Annotated in this window: 16 protein-coding genes; 5 read left to right on the forward strand and 11 right to left on the reverse strand. The window is 54.7% G+C overall.

The window, feature by feature from the left end; genetic code table 11:
• Window positions 1-170: 170 nt before the first annotated feature.
• From RC85_RS07645 to RC85_RS07665, 5 genes are read right to left on the reverse strand one after another with little or no spacing between them, the layout of a single operon-like run.
• Window positions 171-377 carry a dodecin gene (locus RC85_RS07645; protein WP_084422456.1) on the reverse strand — a complete coding sequence of 69 codons (207 nt, stop codon included), beginning with the start codon at window positions 375-377 and terminating at the stop codon, window positions 171-173.
• 41 nt (window positions 378-418) lie between these two features.
• Complete coding sequence (locus tag RC85_RS07650; protein WP_084422450.1) at window positions 419-1,567, reverse strand: sodium ion-translocating decarboxylase subunit beta; 1,149 nt, start codon at window positions 1,565-1,567, stop codon at window positions 419-421.
• 21 nt (window positions 1,568-1,588) lie between these two features.
• Window positions 1,589-2,089 carry an OadG family protein gene (locus tag RC85_RS07655; RefSeq protein WP_068260712.1) on the reverse strand — a complete coding sequence of 167 codons (501 nt, stop codon included), beginning with the start codon at window positions 2,087-2,089 and terminating at the stop codon, window positions 1,589-1,591.
• Window positions 2,086-2,493, reverse strand: a complete 408-nt coding sequence (locus tag RC85_RS07660; RefSeq protein ID WP_068260713.1) for a biotin/lipoyl-containing protein — start codon at window positions 2,491-2,493, stop codon at window positions 2,086-2,088. The genes RC85_RS07655 and RC85_RS07660 overlap by 4 nt, the downstream gene beginning before the upstream one ends.
• A 19-nt stretch (window positions 2,494-2,512) precedes the next feature.
• The gene (locus tag RC85_RS07665; protein WP_068260714.1) at window positions 2,513-4,066 is read right to left on the reverse strand and encodes an acyl-CoA carboxylase subunit beta; all 1,554 of its coding nucleotides are present in this window, start codon (window positions 4,064-4,066) and stop codon (window positions 2,513-2,515) included.
• Window positions 4,067-4,369: 303 nt separating this feature from the next.
• Between RC85_RS07665 and RC85_RS07670 the strand changes: the two genes are divergently transcribed.
• A complete protein-coding gene (locus tag RC85_RS07670) occupies window positions 4,370-5,848 on the forward strand; it encodes a succinate CoA transferase (RefSeq protein WP_068260716.1) in 1,479 nt (492 codons plus the stop codon).
• A gap of 148 nt (window positions 5,849-5,996) precedes the next feature.
• On the opposite strand, the gene RC85_RS07675 is transcribed toward RC85_RS07670, so the two are convergent.
• From RC85_RS07675 to RC85_RS07700, 6 genes are all read right to left on the reverse strand, one after another.
• Window positions 5,997-6,518: a gamma carbonic anhydrase family protein gene (locus RC85_RS07675; protein WP_068260718.1), complete on the reverse strand. Its 522-nt coding sequence runs from the start codon at window positions 6,516-6,518 to the stop codon at window positions 5,997-5,999.
• Between the two features lie 137 nt (window positions 6,519-6,655).
• Window positions 6,656-7,711, reverse strand: coding sequence for a methylmalonyl Co-A mutase-associated GTPase MeaB (gene meaB, locus RC85_RS07680; RefSeq protein ID WP_084422451.1), 1,056 nt, complete (start codon window positions 7,709-7,711; stop codon window positions 6,656-6,658).
• A complete protein-coding gene (gene scpA, locus RC85_RS07685; protein ID WP_068260721.1) occupies window positions 7,708-9,897 on the reverse strand; it encodes a methylmalonyl-CoA mutase in 2,190 nt (729 codons plus the stop codon). The genes meaB and scpA overlap by 4 nt, the downstream gene beginning before the upstream one ends.
• A complete protein-coding gene (locus tag RC85_RS07690; protein ID WP_068260724.1) occupies window positions 9,894-12,005 on the reverse strand; it encodes a methylmalonyl-CoA mutase family protein in 2,112 nt (703 codons plus the stop codon). Before RC85_RS07690 ends, scpA begins: the two co-directional genes overlap by 4 nt.
• Window positions 12,006-12,091: 86 nt before the next feature.
• The gene (mce, locus tag RC85_RS07695) at window positions 12,092-12,502 is read right to left on the reverse strand and encodes a methylmalonyl-CoA epimerase (protein ID WP_068260727.1); all 411 of its coding nucleotides are present in this window, start codon (window positions 12,500-12,502) and stop codon (window positions 12,092-12,094) included.
• Between the two features lie 247 nt (window positions 12,503-12,749).
• Complete coding sequence (locus RC85_RS07700; protein ID WP_068260729.1) at window positions 12,750-13,490, reverse strand: FkbM family methyltransferase; 741 nt, start codon at window positions 13,488-13,490, stop codon at window positions 12,750-12,752.
• Window positions 13,491-13,612: 122 nt separating this feature from the next.
• Here RC85_RS07700 and RC85_RS07705 point away from each other — a divergent pair, with 122 nt between their 5' ends.
• The 4 genes from RC85_RS07705 to RC85_RS07720 all read left to right on the forward strand — a co-directional run bounded on the left by RC85_RS07705 (window position 13,613) and on the right by RC85_RS07720 (window position 20,799).
• Window positions 13,613-14,614, forward strand: a complete 1,002-nt coding sequence (locus tag RC85_RS07705; RefSeq protein ID WP_068260732.1) for an NAD-dependent epimerase/dehydratase family protein — start codon at window positions 13,613-13,615, stop codon at window positions 14,612-14,614.
• A gap of 298 nt (window positions 14,615-14,912) precedes the next feature.
• Window positions 14,913-15,683 (forward strand): ABC transporter ATP-binding protein, encoded by a 771-nt coding sequence (locus RC85_RS07710; RefSeq protein WP_068260735.1) that lies wholly within the window; start codon window positions 14,913-14,915, stop codon window positions 15,681-15,683.
• A gap of 153 nt (window positions 15,684-15,836) precedes the next feature.
• On the forward strand, window positions 15,837-18,749 hold the full coding sequence (locus RC85_RS07715; protein WP_068260737.1) for a Gldg family protein: 2,913 nt from the start codon (window positions 15,837-15,839) through the stop codon (window positions 18,747-18,749).
• 133 nt (window positions 18,750-18,882) lie between these two features.
• Window positions 18,883-20,799, forward strand: coding sequence for a DUF4340 domain-containing protein (locus RC85_RS07720; protein ID WP_068260739.1), 1,917 nt, complete (start codon window positions 18,883-18,885; stop codon window positions 20,797-20,799).
• Window positions 20,800-20,962: the final 163 nt, after the last annotated feature.

The following is a 20,962-nucleotide window of genomic DNA, read 5'->3' on the forward strand; positions in this document are numbered from 1 at the left end:
CCAGCACGACGCGCGGGGCGATGCCCACGCGGTTAAACGAACTAACCCGTGTTTGCCGGGACCAAAACTCTTCACGGCGTTGGGTTTCGCCCCGCATGGACGCGCGGGGCGATGCCCACGCGGCTAAACGAACTATCGGCAAATCTGCAAGCCGCGATAGGCACTCCGATTCAGTCGATCGTGAAGCCGATCTTTACTGTGACTTGCCAGTGAGACACGCATCCATCGGCGATCGTGCCGCGTGTTTCCACGACTTCAAACCAACTTAGGCCACGTACCGACGCGGATGCTTGGGCGACGGCGTTGTTGACGGCTTCTTCCATCGACACGGTTGATGTACCGACAATTTCAATCTTCTTGTAGGTGTGATGAGGCACGGTCGATTCCTTTGAGATGAGTTTGAATTGATTGTTTGAAGCTAATTTGCCAACTGAGACCACAGCACGCCTGCTGCGATCGCTGAACCGATGACGCCAGCAACGTTGGGAGCCATTGCGTGCATCAGCAGGAAGTTTTGTGGATCCGCTTCGCGACCCACCATGTGAACGACTCTCGCCGAATCGGGAACCGCTGAAACACCGGCAGCACCCAACAGTGGATTGATTTTTTCGCGGAGGAACAAGTTCATGAACTTCGCGAACAGCACACCGCTTGCGGTTGCAACCGAGAACGCGACCGCACCAAGAACGAAAATCAAGATTGATTCTTGCTTCAGAAAGTACGGGGCACTGGTGCTGGCACCCACGCAGAAACCCAGCAGGATCGTGACGACGTCGATCATCGCGGCACGTGCAGTTGCGGCAAGGCGATCAGTCACCGTGCATTCCTTCAACAGGTTCCCAAAGAACAGCATTCCGATCAGCACGATCGCACCGGGGGCAAGCATCGTGCAAACGAGGAAACCAATGATCGGGAACAGGATGCGTTCGCGAGTCGAAACGGTTCGCGAGGGCTTCATGCGAATCACCCGTTCGCTCTTGGTCGTCAACAGCTTCATAATTGGTGGCTGAATCACGGGCACCAAAGCCATGTAGGAATAGGCCGCGATCGCGATCGCACCGAGCAATTGCGGAGCCAAACGTGACGAGAGGAAAATCGCGGTCGGACCGTCAGCGCCGCCGATGATTCCAATCGCGCCGGCTTCGTGTGGATCAAATCCAAGAACCAAAGCACCCAGGAACGTTCCGAAAACACCGATCTGAGCCGCTGCGCCCAGCAGGATCAATTTCGGGTTGGAAAGCATGGTCGAAAAGTCGGTCATCGCACCGATGCCTAAAAAGATCAGCGGCGGATAAACGCCTCTTTCGACCCCAAAGTACAGATACCGCAGCACGCTGCCTTCGTCATAGACGCTTAGCGGCATTCCGGCGACGGCGGGAATGTTGCCGACAACGATTCCAAAACCAATCGGAACCAACAGCAGCGGTTCGTAGTCCTTGGCGATCGCCAAGTAGACAAAAATTAGCCCCACGACAATCATAATCGCGTTTCCAATTTCTAAACTTGGAAAGGCAGTCGTGTGGTAGAGCTGGTCCAGTTTGGACGTCAAAAATTCAAACGTGTTCATATAAGTTGGCCGCTAAGTTCTTTAACGATTTCGAGGTTGCAATCGGTGCGATGCGTGATGTCGCAATCGGCCTTCGAGTGTCCACGCGAGTTCGGAAGGTGTTAGAGGTCGCATCCGAACGACTCGCACGGGCCCCAATTCGTATTCAGCCGCAGCGGCAGCAATGACCGCGATCAATTCAGGCGTTAGCTCGTCACCCGCTACCGAACTGGCCGCTGCTGAAGTGGCTGCTGCCGAACTGGCTGCTGCAAAGTCAACGGGCGGCGATGCGGTGTGAGAGTGATTGAGCAAACTTGGCACGGGCTCGCCACCCGCTTCTTTCGACACGCTCGCGGCATCGCTCGATTGAGTCGTTTCCTCTTGCGAATGTTTTCGCTCGGCAAAGGCAATCACTCGCGGCAGCGCTGAAATGACCAGCACCAAAATAGTGAGCGCCACAAAGACGACCAACATTCCCATGATGGCTAACGGGATACCGGACTCGTGAAAGAGCGGCTCGAGGCTGATTTCGCCAAACATCATTCCAGTTCCATCATCAGTTGTCCTTCGGTGACCGAATCACCAGCCTTAACGCTGATGGTCTTTACGGTCGCGTCGGCGGGCGCGATGATTTGGTTTTCCATCTTCATCGCCTCCAACGTCAAAAGAACTTGATCGCGGGTCACGCCTTGGCCTTCGGTAACCGCCACCGACAAAACGACTCCGGCCATCGGGCTAGAAATCGCACCACCCTGCAAAACGGGACGCGGCGCATCGGCATGCTTAACCGGTGCCTGCATCGCTGGCGCTTGCGTCGCGGCAGGGGCTGGCCCCGGAATCGCTCCGGTCGATGGCCCAGTCGATGCCGTGACATTTCCGTCGTCATCCAAACGTTCAACGGTAACCTCGTACGGTTTCCCATCGACGGTGATTCTCAGCTTCTTCATTGATAATAGTTCCTGTTGACTACAGCGGGATCAAACCGTGCTTTTTAGGTGGACGTGTTTCGCTCTTCTGTAACGTATTGCGAAGTGCCAATGATAACGTGGCGCGAGTCATCGACGGTTCGATCACATCGGTAATCATTCCGCGAGAAGCCGCCATGTATGGCGACGCAAATTGTTCGTGATACTCGTTAACCAATTCGTTGCGTTTGGAAACACTGTCTTCGGCAGCTTCGATTTCGCGTCGATACAAAACGTTGGCGGCTCCCTCGGCACCCATGACCGCAATCTCGGCGGTTGGCCATGCGTAGACCGCATCCGCCCCCACGTCACGACTGCACATCGCCAAGTAAGCACCGCCGTAAGCCTTGCGTACAATCAAAGTGATCTTCGGAACGGTCGCGGCACTGTAAGCAAACAACATCTTCGCGCCGTGACGAATGATTCCACCCTGTTCTTGCTGAACGCCAGGCAAAAATCCTGGAACATCAACCAACGTTACGAGAGGGATGTTAAATGCATTGCAAAAACGAATGAATCGTGCGCCTTTATCGGATGCATCAATGTCAAGTGTTCCCGCTTTGACCTTTGGCTGGTTCGCGACCACGCCGACGACCACGCCATCCAAACGAGCAAACCCGACCATAATGCTGGGGGCAAACTGCTCGTGAACTTGAAGAAACTTACCGTCGTCAAAAATTCGTTCGATGATCGGGATCATATCCAGCATTCCGCGAGCTTCCTCGGGAACCATGTCGTTCATCGCCGGATCCGCTTGCATCGAAATGTGTTCAGTCGGATGGTGTGGCGGGTTGTCCAGATTGTTCGATGGCAGATACGACAACAATTCTCGAACCAACTCCAATGCATGAGCATCGTTCTCGGCGACGAAGTGAACATTGCCGCTGATCATCGCATTGGCAGCCGCACCGCCGATTTCTTCCATCGTGGTTTCCACACCGGTGGCAGCTTTAATCACCCCCGGACCACAGATGAACATGCTGGCGTTGTCACGCGTCATGATCAGAAAGTCCATCAGCGCCGGTGAGTACGCTGCACCACCAGCACAACTGCCCGCGATGACCGCGATTTGCGGCACCAAGCCAGACAATTGAACGTTTCGGTAGAAAACTTGGCCGTAGCCGGACAGCGAATCCACGCCTTCCTGAATCCGTGCTCCGCCCGAATCGTTGATCGCGACGAACGGCAAACCGCAATCAGCCGCGTAGTCCATCATGTCGCAAATTTTCTTTGCATGACGTTGTCCAAGCGCACCACCGCCGACGGTGAAATCCTGCGAAAAACCCGCGACAGGGCGACCGCCGATTTGACCAACACCCGTCACCACACCGTCGCCGGGCAGACTCTTGTCCTGCATCCCAAAATCATGACAGTTGTGCTGGACGTGCATGCCCCATTCTAGAAATGTGCCCGGTTCAAACATCGCATCAAATCGTTCGCGAGCCGTCATGGCACCTTTGGCATGGTGCTTGGCAATGCGTTTTTCACCACCACCGGCCAGTGATTCTTCGCGTTCTTTTTCTAACCGAGTCAGGAGTTCTTTTTTGATTGTCATAAACAGTGGTCGATTCGTCGTGCTAGTTTCTGTGTCCACGGGATCGCTTGTGGAGTTCGTAGCTTAGCGATGCAAACCAATCGTGTCATGGGAGACTTCGGCGTTGTAAAAAACTTTCTTCATCATGGCAAAGAATTGTGCTGTAACGGCATGTACGTCATTGAAAGATGCCGTAAGATCCACCACTGATTTGCTATAAGAAACGTGGCACAACAATGCAGGTGCGAAAGCGCGCGAAAGTGCACTTACTCAAAGCCTGTGTCCGCATACGCACACACATAAAACGCATTGAAGGAAAGACGGATGAGTTCGAGCTTTGCAACACTGACGGCTGAAGAAGCTGCTGAGTTTATTTCCAATGATGATCTCGTCGCGACCAGTGGTTTTACGCCGGCCGGTGCAGCGAAGGCGGTTCCTCGGGCGCTTGCCGAACGAGCAAAACGGCTGCACGAATCCGGTCAGGAATTCAGCATTCGCCTCCTAACAGGTGCGTCCACCGGAGAAAGCCTGGACGACCGATTGGCGGAAGCGGATGCGGTTTCCTGGCGTGCTCCGTATCAGTCGTCGCGTGCGCTGCGACAGAAAATTAACACCGGCAAAATCGACTTTGTTGACATGCACTTGTCGCACCTGCCGCAATCCGTTTTGTTCGGTCACTTTGGAAAGATCAATGTTGCCGTTGTGGAAGCGACCGAAGTCACCGAGGACGGAAAGGTCTTTCTAACGACATCGGTCGGTGCCTCGCCGACGTTCTTGAATCAAGCGGACAAGGTGATCATTGAACTCAATCGTGGACAATCACGTCAGATCAGTGATATGGCCGATATCCTGCTGCCGTTGCCGCCACCAAATCGGTGTGCGCTAAGCCTCGATCATCCGCTACAACGGATTGGCAAAACCTTCGCACAAGTTGATCCCAAGAAGATCGTCGGCATCGTGGAAACCGATCAGGTCGATGAAATGGGCGGCTTCTCGGCTCCCGATGAACTGAGCAAAAAAATTGCCGGCTACGTTGTCGATTTCTTAGCAAACGAATTGAAGGCGGGACGAATTCCTACCGAGTTCTTGCCGCTGCAAAGCGGTGTGGGCAACGTCGCCAATGCGGTGTTCGAGGGAATCGGCGAAAGTGCTGATATTCCGGACTTCTATATGTATACCGAGGTCTTGCAACCGAGTCCGTTCAAGCTGTTGCGCAGCGGACGAATGCTTGGTGCCAGTTCCTGTGGTTTAACGTTATTGCCCGAACACTTGCAGGAGATCGCTGACGAGATCGATTTCTATAAGGATCGAATTGTTTTGCGACCGCAGGAGATTTCCAACAACCCTGCGATCATTCGACAACTGGGTGTGATCGCGCTGAACACTGCATTGGAAGCTGATATTTATGGTCACGTGAATTCCACGCACGTGGTGGGGCAGAACGTGATGAACGGTATCGGAGGAAGTGGAGACTTCGCCCGCAATTCTTACTTGTCGATTTTTGTTTGTCCATCGATCGCCAAGGGCGGGAAAATTTCTACGATCGTGCCAATGTGCAGCCACGTTGACCACAACGAACACACCGTCAATGTGCTGGTGACCGAACAGGGCCTGGCCGACCTGCGAGGACTCGCGCCCGGCGAACGAGCGAAACGGATTATCGAAAATTGCGTTCATCCGATGTACCGCGATTACTTGCGAAAGTACGTCGCCGAATCAAAGCCCGGTCACATCCAACATGACTTAAAGCACTGCTTCGATTTGCATCAGCGGCTAATCGAAACCGGCGACATGCTCGGTTAAGACCGCTGGAACAACAAGTGGCGTAGCGAAACTCGCCAAGAGTTTCGGCAACTCGACAAACCGAAAGTCTTGGCGACTTTCGCTACCAGTTTTCCCGCCGGTCCTTGAAAAGTGGGGCCGATTCCGGTAGGGCCGGTGGGAACCGGCTCTACGCTTCGTCCTTAAACCAACCTGCGTACATCACGTAATTGTTGGCGATCTTTTCGATCATCTCTTTGGCTTGCTGTGGATCAACGTCCTTGATTCGTTTCGCTGGGGTTCCGGCGTACAAGCTTCCTGGTTCGATCTTCGTTCCTTGCAAAACGACCGATCCTGCGCCGACGATCGATCCTTCGCCAACGTGGACGTGATCCAGAATCACGCTACCAATTCCGATCAAACAATTTTGGTCAATCCGTGCCCCGTGGACACAAACGTTGTGTCCGATCGAAACGTTGTCAGCGATTTCGACCACCGACTTTTGATACAGCGTGTGCAGAACGCTGCCGTCTTGAATGTTGACTTTGTTGCCGATGCGAATCGAATTCACATCTCCTCGCAACGTCGTGTTGAACCAAACCGAACAATCGTTCCCCATCACGACATCGCCAACGACGACAGCGTTATCGGCTAGAAAACAATTGTCACCAAACTGTGGCGTGAAGCCGCGAACCGATTTGACGATGCTCATGATTTGTTATTGTTGGTATTGAAGTAGGGAACGAACCAGTAATCATAGTCGCCTTTCGCTCCGCGAAAGCAGCGGATTCGCTACTTTCGCGGAGCGAAAGGCGACTATCAAGAACCGCTTGTTCCGGCCTACGAAGATTACTTTGCTGGGAAAATGACGTCCATCAAACGCCGTGCGCCCGCTGCGGGTGGCATGGTGCCAGCTAGGACTTGCGCTTCAATATCATTGCAGATTTCTTGGACGCCGGGGTGAGTGTGCAGGGTTAGTCGTAATTGTTCTTCGACGATCGCCCACAACCATCGCAAGTTTTGTTGCTGACGTCGGCGATCAAATTCGCCGGATTGCCGACGGTTCTTGCATCTCGCTTCGATCGCATCCCAAACTGCTTCGATGCCGGTTTTTGTAAGCGCGCTACACGTCAAGATCGCCGGCGTTCGTCCCGATTGGCGACCGGCCAGTGAATCTAGCGCGTTGTGATATTGGCGGGCTGCTAGTTCTGCGGCTTCCTTGTTCTTTCCATCGGCTTTGTTGACCGCGATCACATCAAGCAATTCCAGCAGGCCTCGCTTAATGCCTTGCAGTTCATCGCCAGCACCGGGAAGCATCAAGCCTAAAAAGCAGTCCGTCATTTCTGCGACCATGGTTTCCGATTGGCCCACGCCCACCGTTTCCACCAAGACGACATCGAACCCGGATGCCTCGGCAACCAACATGCACTCGCGAGTTTTATTCGCGACGCCGCCCAGCGTTCCCGCGGAAGGCGATGGGCGAATGAACGCTTTCTGTTCCGCCGCCAAACGACCCATGCGTGTTTTGTCGCCCAGGATGCTGCCGCCGGTCACGCCGCTGGACGGATCAACCGCCAACACGGCGACTCGCAAACCGTATTGATGCACCAGAGCCAACCCGAGTGCTTCAATGAACGTGCTTTTTCCGGCACCTGGCGCACCGGTGATCCCGACGCGAATTCCGCGACCGCTGTGCGGCATCAAACGGATCAGCAATTCTTCCGCGATCAGTTGGTGACGCGCCGCACTGGATTCAACCAACGTGAACGCTCGCGCCAGCATCGCCAAGTCGCCCTCGACGACGCCTTGATAGTAATCGTCAGCGGTCAGCACTTTGCGGCGAGAAACGATCTTGGGTTCCTGCGGTAAACCCGCCGGCGAGTCGCCCGGTTGGTCGTCCGTCATGATCCTGCTTCGATGGCAAGTTCCAACTGATCGGACAGCTTGCGAATCAACGAAACGGCTGCATCACTGATGACGGTTCCGGGACCGAAGACCGCTGCGGCACCGGCATCGTACAAGGCTTGGTAATCCTGTGGCGGAATCACTCCGCCAGCCACGATCATGATGTCGTCGCGGCCAAGTTTTGATAGTTCATCCCGAAGCTCTGGCACCAACGTCAAGTGACCGGCGGCCAGCGAGCTGACGCCGACGATGTGAACATCATTTTCGACGGCCTGTTTAGCCGTTTCGGCGGGCGTTCGGAACAACGAGCCAATGTCAACGTCGAAACCGAGATCCGCGAACGCTGACGCGATCACTTTCTGTCCGCGATCGTGTCCATCTTGTCCCATTTTCGCGACCAGAATCCGAGGCCGACGACCTTCTTCTTTCTCGAACGCTTCGACAAGGCGCTGAACCGTTTCCAAGGCATTGTTTCCTTTCGATTCACTCGCGTAGACACCTCGCACGGCTGACACCGGTGCTTCGTACCGGCCGTAGACGTCTTCCAACGCCGTGCTCATTTCACCGACGGTTGCCTTCGCACGCGCGGCTACAACGGCGAGTTCTAGCAAGTTGCCTTTGCCGGAATCGGCAGCCGATTTCAGAGCCGCCAACGCTGTATCGACTTCGCCTTGATCACGATCTTCGCGAAGTCGTTTTAAGCTATCGATCTGAGCTTGTCGCACGGCGGTGTTGTCCACCGAGTGAACCTTCAGGTCATCCTCTTTCGCCAATCGATACTTATTCATACCGATCACTGGCTGGAAGCCCGAATCGATTCGTGCCTGCGTTCGTGCGGCCGCTTCTTCGATCCGCATCTTTGGAATCCCGGCCTGAATCGCCGCAGTCATCCCACCTGCTTCTTCTACTTCGGCAAGGTGTTCCCAGGCACGTTGAGCCAGATCGTGGGTCAGCTTTTCAACGAAGTAACTGCCGCCCCAGGCATCAACGACGCTGCAGGTGTCGGTTTCTTGTTGCAGGAACAGTTGCGTGTTCCGAGCGATCCGTGCGGAGAAATCGGTCGGCAACGCGATCGCTTCGTCCAATGCGTTGGTGTGCAACGATTGCGTGTGCCCGTGCGTGGCGGCCATCGCTTCGACGCACGTGCGGACGACGTTGTTGTAAACGTCCTGCGCCACCAAACTCCATCCACTGGTTTGGCTGTGAGTTCGCAGCGACAGACTCTTGGGTTGCTTGGGATCAAACTGTTTAATCAGCTTGGCCCAGATCATTCGGGCGGCACGCATTTTTGCTACTTCCATGAAGTAGTTCATGCCGATGCCCCAGAAAAACGACAGCCGTGGGCAGAATGAATCCACATCCATGCCAGCCTTGACGCCGGTGCGGACATATTCCAGACCATCAGCCAGCGTGTAGGCCAGTTCCAGGTCAGCGGTCGCGCCAGCTTCCTGCATGTGATAGCCGCTGATGCTGATGCTGTTGAAACGAGGCATCAATCGACTGGTGTAATCGAAGATGTCCGCGATGATGCGAATGCTCGGTTCCGGTGGATAGATGTACGTGTTGCGAACCATGAACTCCTTCAGAATGTCATTCTGAATCGTTCCCGAAAGCAGCTCCGGTGCAACGCCCTGTTCCTCTGCGGCGACAATGTACAACGCCATCACTGGCAAGACAGCGCCGTTCATGGTCATCGACACGCTCATCTTGTCCAGCGGGATTCCGTCAAACAGCGTTCGCATGTCATAGATACTGTCGATCGCAACGCCCGCCATGCCGACATCGCCAGCGACGCGTTCATGGTCGCTGTCGTAGCCGCGGTGGGTCGCCAGATCGAACGCGATCGACAAACCTTTTTGGCCAGCGGCCAGGTTGCGTCGGTAGAACGCGTTGGATTCTTTGGCGGTCGAAAACCCAGCATACTGACGCACGGTCCACGGACGCATGACGTACATTGTCGTGTAGGGGCCTCGCAAAAACGGTGCGAATCCTGGCATCGTTTCCAGGTGATCGACGTCCTTGAGATCTTCGGAGGTGTAGAGTCCTTCGATGGGAATCTGTTCAGAAGTTGTCCAACGCAGCCTGCCAGGGTCGCCGCCGATCGAAGCGCTCCAATCGGATCGTTTGGACGCTTCGGAAGCCGAGGATTGAAGGGGAATGTCGGTAAAGTTAGGAATCGTACTCATGATGCCAGCACCTCCTGGTCTCGCAAAAGTTTGCGAAGCGTGCCCAGCACGTCGCACTTGATGTAGATAAACTCGTCAACGCCCGCGGCACGCCAGTCCTCTTCGTTCTTGCCCGGATGCCCGGCCAAGATCACGGTTTTCGCTCCATTTGCCTTCAACGCCGATGCGACGGCCGCCGCTTGATCGGCGTACAGTTTGTCGGACGAACAAATCACCGCGACTTCCAAACCGGATTCCTTGAACGCGGCAGCGACTGAATCGGCGTCAGGGAATCCGCCGTTCTCAGGCACCTCGAAACCGCCCGCTTCAAAGAAGTTTTTGGCGTAGCCGGCACGAGCGTTGAAATGAGCGACGGGGCCGACGTTGGCAGAGAAAATCTGTGGCCGCTTGCCATGCTTTTCCATCCAAGCGTCACTGGCGTCGCGAAGTTCCTCGAACGGTTGAGCGAACGCGTGAGCTTCGATTGGATTAATCGTGACCTTGCCCGGTTCAAACCCGATCGCCTTGCCAATCATGCCCAACGTCGCGCCGCCTTGCGACATTGTGATGCAAGCCGACATCATCTCAGCACCACGCTGAATCGCTGGCGGTGCTTCTGGAGCTGAATCTTCGTTTGCGGATACGTTGTGTCGAGCGACAGCGGCTGTTTTGAGCGACTTAATGTCCGGCGGCGGATGCTGGACGCTTTCTTCTTGCAAGTTTGGAAACTCGCTGACGCCGGTGATGCCTTCTTTGCGGCGAGCAATATCTTTCGCTCGGGGTGCGTAAGCGGAATCAATCTTGTCGGCGATGAAGTTCGATTTCAGTGCCGGCAGCATCCCGCCTTGGGCTTCGACTTCTTGGAACACGGCCCAAGCCTTCTCGGACATTTCGCTGGTCAGGTTTTCCAAGAACCAACTGCCGCCAGCCGGGTCCATGACGCGATGCAGGTGTGATTCTTCTTGCAAAATCAGCACAGTGTTTCGTGCGATGCGGCGACTGAAATCATTCGGTAATCCCGCGGCGTGATCAAACGGCAACGACGTGATCGCATCGACTCCGCCGGTTAAGGCTGCGAACACCGCGACCGAGTTTCGCAGCAAGTTGACGTACGGGTCACGCTGGGTCATCACTCGGTTGCCGGTGCGAGCGTGAATCTTCATTCCGACCGCCGACGAACCGCTGGCTTCCAGGATCCGCGACCACAATTGCCGTGCGGCTCGCAGTTTTGCGATCGCCAAAAAGTGGTGCGTGCCGAGGCTGAATCGAAACAGAATCTGTTTGGCAGCGTCGTCGATCGACATGCCCGCGTCCGTCATCGCTCGCAAGTATTGCAGAGCCGTTGCCATCGAAAACGCGATGTCTTCGGCCGCCGTTGCACCCGAATCGTGATAGACCGATGTATCGACACCCACCGCGGTGACTTTGGGCAGGTTCCCCGCGGTCCACGCCGCCAAGTTTGCCATATCGGCGATCGCGGTTTCAGCATCGACCGGCAATTGGCCTTCGGCGGCCAGCGTTTTCAGCGGGTCGGCATTGAAGGCTCCGCGTGCCTTGTCGGACGTGACCTTTTTCTCTTTCCACAGGGCCGCAAGAGTCGCTGCGGCGGGAATGAACGATCCGCCTGCGTCCAGGGCCAAATCGACGAGTTCCAATTGAACGCCTTCGAGTGCGGTTTCAAAATCGCTGAGGCTGTAAGCCATCATGCCATCGTCGCCGACCAGCGCGGTTGCATCCGAATCGGTCAGGTCATAACCGACTCGAGTTGCCCGATCGAATTGCAGTTGCAACGAAGTCACACCGCCCTGCAAATCCGCCAAGATCGCTTCGTTGCAAATCTTTAAATCCGGATGCGAATTCTCTTGACGCAAATCAACGCCGCTCAACACATGCCCAAGCGGTCGTGAACCGCGAACAAACGGGGCTGAACCGGGAAAGCCGGTCGGGTTTTCTCCGGCGAGTTTGTCAGCCAGCGTGTAGACCGGCTGGATGTCGATGCCTTCGTAGGTGTGAGAAACCAGTTTGCGTTCAAACGGCACTCCGCCGAGGGCGCTCTCGGCCGATTCACGCCAAGTTTGATAATCGACAGGTGGAAAGTCATCCGCAATCTTGAAAGAGGTCTCAGTCATTGATCGTTCTTGTGGTGGGCGGGTTGGTTTAGAATGGGGCGGCCGGAGAAGAAAGTTGTACAACTAAAATCCAGGACGACAACTTTTTATTCAGGTGGTTGGCACAGTTCCGTCAGGACGCCGCCGCTGCTCTTGGGATGAATGAACGCTATCTGCATATGGTGTGCCCCCGGTCGCGGCGTCTCGTCGATCATCCGCAAACCTTCGCTCTTCAGTTCATCAATTCGATCCTGCAAACTGTCGACCGTGAATGCCATGTGATGAAGACCTTCGCCGCGCTTTTCAATGAACTTGGCAATCGGGCTTTCGGGGTCCGTTGGCTCCAGTAGTTCCAACCTAACGTCGTTCAGCTTGTAAAAAGCGACCTTCACTTTCTGGCTAGGGACATCTTCGACACCCTCGAATTCAGCCCCTAATGTTTGGGCGTAAAACGCTTGCTGGTCGTCGAGCGATCGAACAGCGATTCCAATGTGGTTGAGCGACTTGACGGGTTTCATAATGAAGTCCTAGCGTGCGGTTTAGGTGTGCGAATTCGCCCGGCGTGCCGTATCGGCACAGATCCGGTGCATTGCATGGTTACCCTGATTTGTGCATGTGGATTGTGGCGTGGCGTGGTCGTTTGTAAAGGCCAGAGGCCTGCATTTACGGCATCGCAGAGATAGATGTACAACGGAATGTATTTCGTTCTAAGTCCGTGCCGTTAGCGGGGTAGGTTTGCCGTTGGGTTGGCCCTGCATCCTGACACTATCGCCAACACAAAAGCTGAGTCTGCGTGGCACCAACTCTGGCTTGCCATTGATCCAAATGTCGTGGCAGTGATCGCTCGCCATCGCGCTGTTCGTGTTCGACCTTGAAGCCCGCTTCCGTCACGATTGATTCGATTTCGGCTGCCGAGTTTCGCATGACGCTGTCGTCGGTTTCATGCACCTCGATGTAGATCGCCGCGATACGATCAAGGTGAGGTTGAATGTCAGTGATGACGCGCTGTTCGGCACCTTCGATATCCAGTTTTAGAAACGCGACATCTCGATCGGCGATGTAGGGCGTCAGTCTTGTTGACTGGACAATCGTGGACGTGCTGCCGTCTCGTTTTGCCCAAGCCGGATCAACTGAATTGCCCCGAGCGTCACCGCCGGGCGAAAGGTCGCCAAAGAATTCAGCATCTTCGTTGTGGTCCAGCACCGCTTTATTGATGCAGCGTATCCCTGGAATGTCGTTGGCCTCGATATTCTTGTCCAGCATTTTGAACGCAACGGGATCGGGTTCAAAACAGATGATTTCAGACATCGGCCAGCGGAACTTCCACTCCAGCACCGTAACGCCGATATTTGATCCGCAATCAATGATCAACGGACGCTCGCGTGACGGCGTCAATTCAGGTGGCGTAAAAAACGACGGGAACTCATCGATCTGGCGAATCATCGACTCAGCCGCCGCCGCGTTGTTGTGATGCAGATGGAATCCGCGAAATTTCATTCGTTGCATCGAAGTATTTTGGGTAGGAAGTACCAGCGATTGTCATCGGCTCCGCTTCGGTAGACAATAGCGATAGCAAAAGACTCCAAGCCGACTTGCCCCAACCCTCGTGGAAGTGAGCCTACCCGACGATGCGAATTTTTGTGACCGGAGGAACCGGCTTGCTCGGCAACACGATCCTGCGTCAATTGACTCAGCAAGGCCACGACTTAATCGCCCTGGTCCGGGGCGATCCGGATCCAGCCGTGTTCGACGGGATCGAAACTGAATTTGCGAAGGGCGATTTGGCTGACAAAGAAGCCGTGTTCGCTGCCGTGCAAGGTTGCGACGCTGTGATCCACTCAGCCGGGTTGATCCATTTGGGTTGGAAGCGGCTGGAGGAATCGATGGCTGTTAATCGCGATGGCACGCGAATGGTCGTGGACGCTTGCTGCAAGCATGACGTTCCGTTGGTTCACATTGGAACGGTGGACACGTTGGCGGTTGGTTCGCGAGGTGAAGTGGCTGATGAAACGACCGAACTCGATCGAAACGGTGGAAAGATCCCGTGCAGTTATATCGTCAGTAAACGAGCGGGCGTCGAAGAGGTGCTTGCGGGCGTCGATCGCAAACTTCGGTCGGTGATTGTTCACCCAGGATTCATGCTGGGGCCTTGGGATTGGAAACCCAGCAGCGGTCGGATGATTGTCGAAGTTGTGAAGGCTTGGCGTCCGATCGCTCCGTCGGGTGGCGCGTCAATTTGCGACAGCCGTGATGTGGCATCAGGCACGATCGCAGCGATGCAGCGAATGCTCGAAAACAGCATTCCGTCCAGCGGTCGTCAATACATTTTGGCGGGCGAGAATTGGACCTACTATGAACTCTGGAAAGAGATCACGCGTCGATGCGGCGTCAGAGGCCCGATCATGCCCGCTGGTCCGGCCCAACGTTGGATCGGACGAGTCGCTGGCGATGTGATGTCGAAGCTTTCAAAAAACGAAGGCGATCTAAACAGTGCCGCGGTGCGAATGAGTAGCCAATTCCACTGGTACGACAATTCACGAGCCAAAGAAGAACTCGGTTACCGATCCCGCGACCCAAGCGAATCGATCGACGACGCGATCAATTGGCTCGAGCGCCAAAAAATGATTTGAGGTCGCAATACTGCATTCGCAATTTGGACAGCCTGATTTGCAATGCAACCGTCAACAAATCAGGCCCCATTGGTTTCTTCGCACGGCTGCAAGTGCGTTAGGTCTTGCAAAATCCATTCCGAGACCAATTCAAGACCGGGGCGAGTTAAGTCGCGTTGGGCGAGAAAATCAATAATCGCTGGGCGAACCGCGTGGTGGATGGCCTCGTATCGATCCCGTCAGACGCTATAGTGTCGCGCCCGACGCAATTCCCACTCTTTTTAATCCCCACTCATCACTTTCAGTGACAAAGCAACGCATGGCAGATTCAACGGAGTCCCAGGATACTGGCACCGCAACCGCTCGGCCGATGATCGAGGCGGTGGGTTTGAGCAAGTTTTACGGGCCGTTTGCGGCGGCTCGTGACGTCAGTTTTTCCGTCTCGGAAGGCGAATTGGTGGCTTTTCTTGGCCCCAACGGTGCTGGCAAGAGCACGACCATGAAGATGTTGACTGGATACATCGCCCCCAGCGAAGGTTTCGGACGCATCGCCGGTCACAACATGATGGAAGACCGCATCGAAGGGTCGCGGCACCTGGGATACTTGCCAGAAAACGGGCCGCTGTATCCCGAAATGACGCCCTATTCGATGCTGGAGTTTTTCGCCGATGCTCGCGGGATGTCCAAAGCACAAAAGAAGGATCAGATCGAGAAAGTGATCGAGATCTGTGACCTCAGCAGCGTGATGTACAAGGCGACCAGCAAGCTGTCGAAAGGTTTCAAGCAGCGGGTCGGCATGTCACAAGCTCTGTTGCATGAACCCGATGTTTTGATCCTGGACGAACCCACCGCAGGTTTGGATCCGAATCAGATTCGTGGTGTTCGCAAAACGATGAAACGGTTGAGCGAAACGAAGACGATTTTGCTCAGCACGCACATCCTGCAAGAAGTCGAAGCGATGGCCGATCGCGTGGTGATGATCAACGAAGGCCGCGTGGTGTATGACGGCAATGTCGAGGATCTTCGCAACATTGGCAATGGCGATCTTGACGAAGCGTTCCACAAGTTGACCGCCGGCGCGACGGTTTAGATTCGTACAAGAATGATTGTCGCCTTTCGCTCCGCGAAAGTACGTCAGAGCACACTTTCGCGGAGCGAAAGGCGACTTTAGAAAAAACTAAGTCGCAAGCTTACACAACGTTTTCAAATTCACATTCACAACTAAACCTACATTCGACTCATCATGACGAATAACGTCACCTCGAACGTCACCACCGCTCTTGCAAGCCTGTTGATCTATGACCTGATCTTCTTGCTGGTGCTGTTTACAATCGTCGCGTTGCTTTCGGGAACCAAGAAAGCCGCATTCGCGGTCATGAAGCGGAACTTTGTCGGTTACTTCAGCAACCCGACCGGTTACGTGTTCCTGTGTATCTTTGTATTCCTGACCTCGGTCGCCGCGTTCTGGCCCTACGAGTTCTTTACGCAAAACTTGGCGACGTTGGATCAGCTAAACGGTTGGTTCCCGCTGATCATGTTGGTATTCATTCCAGCGATCACGATGAGCATCTGGGCGGAAGAAAAACGCCAGGGCACGGACGAATTGCTGCTGACTTTGCCGGCGGACGACTTTGACATCGTGATCGGCAAGTACATGTCGGCCGCGGCGATTTTCACCGCGTCGTTGCTGTTCAGCCAAATCAGTACCTTCGTCACGCTGGCGATTCTGACCGAAGGACAACTCGATACTGGACTGATTTTCACCAGTTACCTGGGTTATTACTTCGTCGGCTTGGCAATGATCGCGATCGGGATGGTGGCGTCGTTCTTGACGGGCAACTTGACGGTCGGGTTCGTTTTAGGAGCCCTGTTTAACGCACCGCTGGCGTTTGCGTCGCTGATCAAATCGGTCAGTCCATCGCAGAAAATTGCGGCACTGATCGGCGAAAGCGGGATCGCTCGTCCGTTCGACGATTTTGGTCGCGGCGTGATCAGCACGTCGTCGGTGTTTTACTTTGTCTTGGTTGCCGCGATTGGTTTGTACGCCTGCATGGTCCTGATCGGCCGCCGTCACTGGACCGGCGGCAAAGACGGCAACACGATGGCGTGGCATTACATTGCCCGCGTTTTGGCGTTGGTCGTGATTACCGGCGGTGCGGTCGTGTTCCTGCGAAACAAAGACGTTGTTCGCGTTGACTTTACCGAGGGCAAAGTCAGCTCGCTGTCGCCAGCGACCAAGAAACTGATCCAAAATCTGGAAAGCGATCGCAAGGTTGTGATCGACGCTTTCATCAGCAAAGACATTCCCGAAGCCTACGCAAAGACTCGTTACGAACTGGTCAACTTGTTGAAAGAGTTCCGCAGCGAAGCGTCCGCGAAAGGACGTGAATTGCAAGTGAACTTGTACGAAGACATCGAACTGTTCAGCGACGAAGCGGCGCTTGCCGAAGAGCGGTTCGGGATCGAACCGGTCACTCGAACCGTTCGCGAACAGGGCGCTCAAACGCAAAAGCAATTGATCCTGGGTGCCGCGTTCAAGTCGGGCCTCGAAAACGTCACCGTTCCGATCTTCGAGTACGGGATTCCGGTTGAATACGAATTGGTGCGATCGATCGATACCGTTGCCTCCGGTGCAAAGAAGCGCATCGGTGTTGCTGCGACCGACGCACGGTTACTCGGTGGCACCGTGATGTCAGGCATGTCGATGCAACAGGTGCCACGTCACTTGTTGATGGATGAATTGTCCAAACAGTACGAAGTCGAAGAAGTGGACCTGAACAGTCCAGTGTCGGCCGATGTTTATGCGGCATTGTTGGTCGTGCAGCCATCGTCGCTGGCTCCGCCGCAGTTCGAGCGATTGCTAGACGCCGTTCGCAGCGGTGTTCCTGTCGCGATTTTTGAAGATCCCGCACCGGTCGGAATGAGCTACATCACGGCGACGGGTCAACCCAAACAATCGCCCGGCGGTATGTTTGGCGGCGGTGGCGGTCCGGCACCCAAGGGCGACATTCGCCAATTGTGGGAACTGCTGGAGGTGGAAGTGCCCGGCAAAGCAGGCATGCAAGGCATGTACAATCCCGACGTGGTTTGGCAGCCCTACAATCCCTATCCGGCTCTCGAAGATCAATCGAACCCGCTGTGGTTGTTCATCGATGAAGAGGCACCAGGATCGATGCCCGGTCAAGCTCTCAGCGAGGATAGTCCGATCACGTCAGGCATGAATCAAGTGCTGTCGATCGTCGCCGGTGCGGTCATTCCGCGAGCCGACAGCAAGCTAACGCACACCGAAATCCTTCGCACCGGCGATCCATCGGGTTTGGTCGGTGGCGACAAGATGCGTGCGATCATGCAAGGACAAAGCACGATTGAACGCGAAGACGCTTCCTTGCGTGCCAACGTCCCGATCGCCGTTACCGTCGAAGGTGACGACATCGTTGAAGAATCGACCTCGGATGCGGAAGATTCCGAATCAGCAGATGAAAAGACTGTCAGCACACCCGGCATTCGCGCCGTCTACGTTTCCGACACCGACTTGATGTTGCCCGAGTTCCTGATGATTCGCGCCGACCCCGACACGGTCGCCGACATCAAGTTCCAGTTCCAAAACGTGACTTTCGTTCTTAACTGCATCGATTGGTTGACCAAAGAATTCGATTTCATCGAAGTACGAAAGCACGAGCCGATTTTCACTAGCCTGCGATTGATTGATTCCGTTCGCGATGAAGCTCAGAAGAACGTTCGTGACCGAAGCACCGAATTCCAGGGCGACTACGACGGAGCGATTCGTGAAGCTCAGGAATCCATGCAGACTCGGATGAAGGATTTGCAAGAAGAGATCGAAAAGCTGCAAAAGAAGAGTGGCGATGGTGCGGTTTCTCGCGCTGAATTGCAAGCCAAGCTACAGCGTTTTCAAACTCAGCAAGAACTGGAACAACGCAAGCTGGACGTCAAACGAACCAAGCTGGAACGAGATCGCGAATTGAACATCCGCGACATCCAACGTGAAGCCGATGACCGCGTGACGAAGATTCAAAACCAGGTCAAAGCCGCCGCCGTCGTGCTGCCGTGCATTCCACCGCTGGTCGTCGGCGTGATCGTCTTCGCAGCTAGACGATTGCGTGAACGCGAAAACATCAGCAAGTCGCGACTTAAATAGGGATTAGGTCTGAGGGATTAGGTTTTAGGAAATCAAAACTCTTAAGAAACCTCGTCCCAACCTTTGCCCCAAGTCAACGTGGCCAATTCGTTTTCTTAAAAACTAATCCCTAAAACCTAACCCCTACTTTCCCATGTCTGAAGCTACAAAGACTCTTACGTTTTGCGGTGTCGCTGCCGTTGTGGCGGGTTTAGCTACGTTTGTTGCTTGGCCCAGTGCGACCAAACCTACGGATGAGCAAGCTGGCAAAATGTTGTTTGCTGAGTTCAAGGATCCGCTTGCCGCCGCCAGCATGAAGATCGTCACCTTTGACGAAGAACAAGGAAAGCTGGATACGTTTGAGGTTCGCAAAGATCGCGAAACCGAACTGTGGACCATCCCGTCACGCGACGGCTATCCCGCCGATGCGATCGAACAAATGAAGGTCGCCGCGAACGCGTTGGTGGACGTCAAAATTTTGGACGTGCAAACGACCAACGCGGAAGACCACGATGACCTTGGCGTTGTTGAGCCAAAGATGGAAACCTTGGAAGTGGGCGACGAGGGCGTCGGTCGGTTGGTGACGTTTAAGAATGAAAAACAAGACACGCTGGCGTCGATGATCATCGGCGACGCGGTCAAAGAGGACGAGTCAAAGCGTTACGTGCGGATTCCAAACCAAGACCCGGTTTATGTGGTCAAGTTCGATGATTCGTCGTTGACGACCAATTTCACCGATTGGATCGAAGACGACCTGTTGCAACTGAGCAGCATTGATATCGATCAGGTTGAAATCAAGGACTACACCGCGTCGCTTGGTCAGCGCGGGATCTCGCTAAACCGTCGTTATACCGCTGTTGTTGATCAAGAAAACAACGACTGGAAACTTGCGAAACTGTCTGAGTACGATGAAAAGGATCCTCGCAAAGAACCCGTTGATCGTGAATTGTCCGGTGATGAACCGCTGAACAAAACCAAGTTAAACGAGATGAAGAATGCGTTGGACGATTTGAAGATCGTTGGCGTGTTTCGTAAGCCCGAAGGCGTCAGTGAAACGCTGAAGGCGAGCAAAGATTTGCTGTCCGACCAAGAAGCGATCACTTCGCTGGCTCAACGAGGTTTCTACCCGATTGATGTCGGTCCAGACGGGCAAGCTGAAATTTTGTCAGCCAATGGTGAATTGAGTGTTTCGCTAGACGCTGGCGTTAAGTACCTGCTTCGTTTCGGGAACATCGCCGGTGTCAGCGATGGCGGTGATGGGGGCGACGGAGATGAAGCGGACGACACGGGCGTCAATCGTTATCTGTTTGTCACCACGATGGTTGACCAATCGAAATTCCCCGCACCCGAATTGCAGTCGGTTCCACAGACGCTGGAAGAAATGGATGCGTTGATGGCTCCGCCGGAAGAAGAACAGGAAGCAGTCGAAACTGAACCGGTGGAAGAAGTGGAAGCTGAAGCTGACGAAGCGACTGGGGAAGAGGCGACTGGGGAAGAAGAGACGGAGGAGGCCACGGAAGCTGGTGCAGAGATGACTTCCGAAGAGCCCGCACAGGCGGAGGCTTCCAAGGAAGTTTCCAAAGAAGTTTCAGAGGAGTCGCCAGCCGAAGACGTAACGGAAGGTGAAACCGAAGCATCGGGCGAAGGCGAAGCAACCGGCAGCGGCCAGGCTCAGTCCGGGGACGTTGACGAAGATGCACCGGCGGTTGAGGAAGTGGAGGCTGATGCTGAAGAAGCGAAGGCTGACGAAGAAATCCCAGCGGAATCTGGTTTAACCGACGAGGAGCGGCAAGAACTGCTTGAAGCGGCGCAGGAGAAAATCACTAAGTCGAATCAGCGGTTGTTGGACGCTCGCAAGGACCAATTGGCCGAGGCCGAAAAGAAGGTCAATGACTTGAATGCACGCTTTGCCGATTGGTACTACGTGATTCCGGAAACGACTTACACGCAACTAAGAATCAGCCAAGAAGAATTGCTGAAACAGGAAGCCGAGAAGGAACAACCAGCAGGCAACCCAATGCAAGGCGGTCCTCAGTTGCAAATGCCAGGTTTCCCCGGCGGCGGCAACTAAAATTGCAGGTTCGGTTCCTACCGGCCAACCAAAATGCAATCGGCCGGTGAGGACCGGCCTGGCCTGATGAAAATGTGTCGCTGTCAACTTGTCACGCCCTTGAAAGTAGGCCGTAGCGAGCCATAGCGAGTTACGGCGTTGCGCACATTGCCGTAACTCGCTA

Source organism: Rubripirellula obstinata, from assembly GCF_001642955.1.
Lineage (GTDB): Bacteria > Planctomycetota > Planctomycetia > Pirellulales > Pirellulaceae > Rubripirellula > Rubripirellula obstinata.

Bases quoted from the DNA above. Each gene is read 5' to 3' on its own strand.
- scpA (WP_068260721.1), bottom strand. From the start codon at position 9,897: ATGAGTACGATTCCTAACTTTACCGACATTCCCCTTCAATCCTCGGCT.
- RC85_RS07665 (WP_068260714.1), bottom strand. From the start codon at position 4,066: ATGACAATCAAAAAAGAACTCCTGACTCGGTTAGAAAAAGAACGCGAA.
- RC85_RS07655 (WP_068260712.1), bottom strand. From the start codon at position 2,089: ATGATGTTTGGCGAAATCAGCCTCGAGCCGCTCTTTCACGAGTCCGGT.
- RC85_RS07690 (WP_068260724.1), bottom strand. From the start codon at position 12,005: ATGACTGAGACCTCTTTCAAGATTGCGGATGACTTTCCACCTGTCGAT.
- RC85_RS07715 (WP_068260737.1), top strand. From the start codon at position 15,837: ATGACGAATAACGTCACCTCGAACGTCACCACCGCTCTTGCAAGCCTG.
- RC85_RS07650 (WP_084422450.1), bottom strand. From the start codon at position 1,567: ATGAACACGTTTGAATTTTTGACGTCCAAACTGGACCAGCTCTACCAC.
- RC85_RS07720 (WP_068260739.1), top strand. From the start codon at position 18,883: ATGTCTGAAGCTACAAAGACTCTTACGTTTTGCGGTGTCGCTGCCGTT.
- RC85_RS07705 (WP_068260732.1), top strand. From the start codon at position 13,613: ATGCGAATTTTTGTGACCGGAGGAACCGGCTTGCTCGGCAACACGATC.
- mce (WP_068260727.1), bottom strand. From the start codon at position 12,502: ATGAAACCCGTCAAGTCGCTCAACCACATTGGAATCGCTGTTCGATCG.
- RC85_RS07700 (WP_068260729.1), bottom strand. From the start codon at position 13,490: ATGCAACGAATGAAATTTCGCGGATTCCATCTGCATCACAACAACGCG.
- RC85_RS07670 (WP_068260716.1), top strand. From the start codon at position 4,370: ATGAGTTCGAGCTTTGCAACACTGACGGCTGAAGAAGCTGCTGAGTTT.
- RC85_RS07675 (WP_068260718.1), bottom strand. From the start codon at position 6,518: ATGAGCATCGTCAAATCGGTTCGCGGCTTCACGCCACAGTTTGGTGAC.
- meaB (WP_084422451.1), bottom strand. From the start codon at position 7,711: ATGACGGACGACCAACCGGGCGACTCGCCGGCGGGTTTACCGCAGGAA.
- RC85_RS07660 (WP_068260713.1), bottom strand. From the start codon at position 2,493: ATGAAGAAGCTGAGAATCACCGTCGATGGGAAACCGTACGAGGTTACC.
- RC85_RS07710 (WP_068260735.1), top strand. From the start codon at position 14,913: ATGGCAGATTCAACGGAGTCCCAGGATACTGGCACCGCAACCGCTCGG.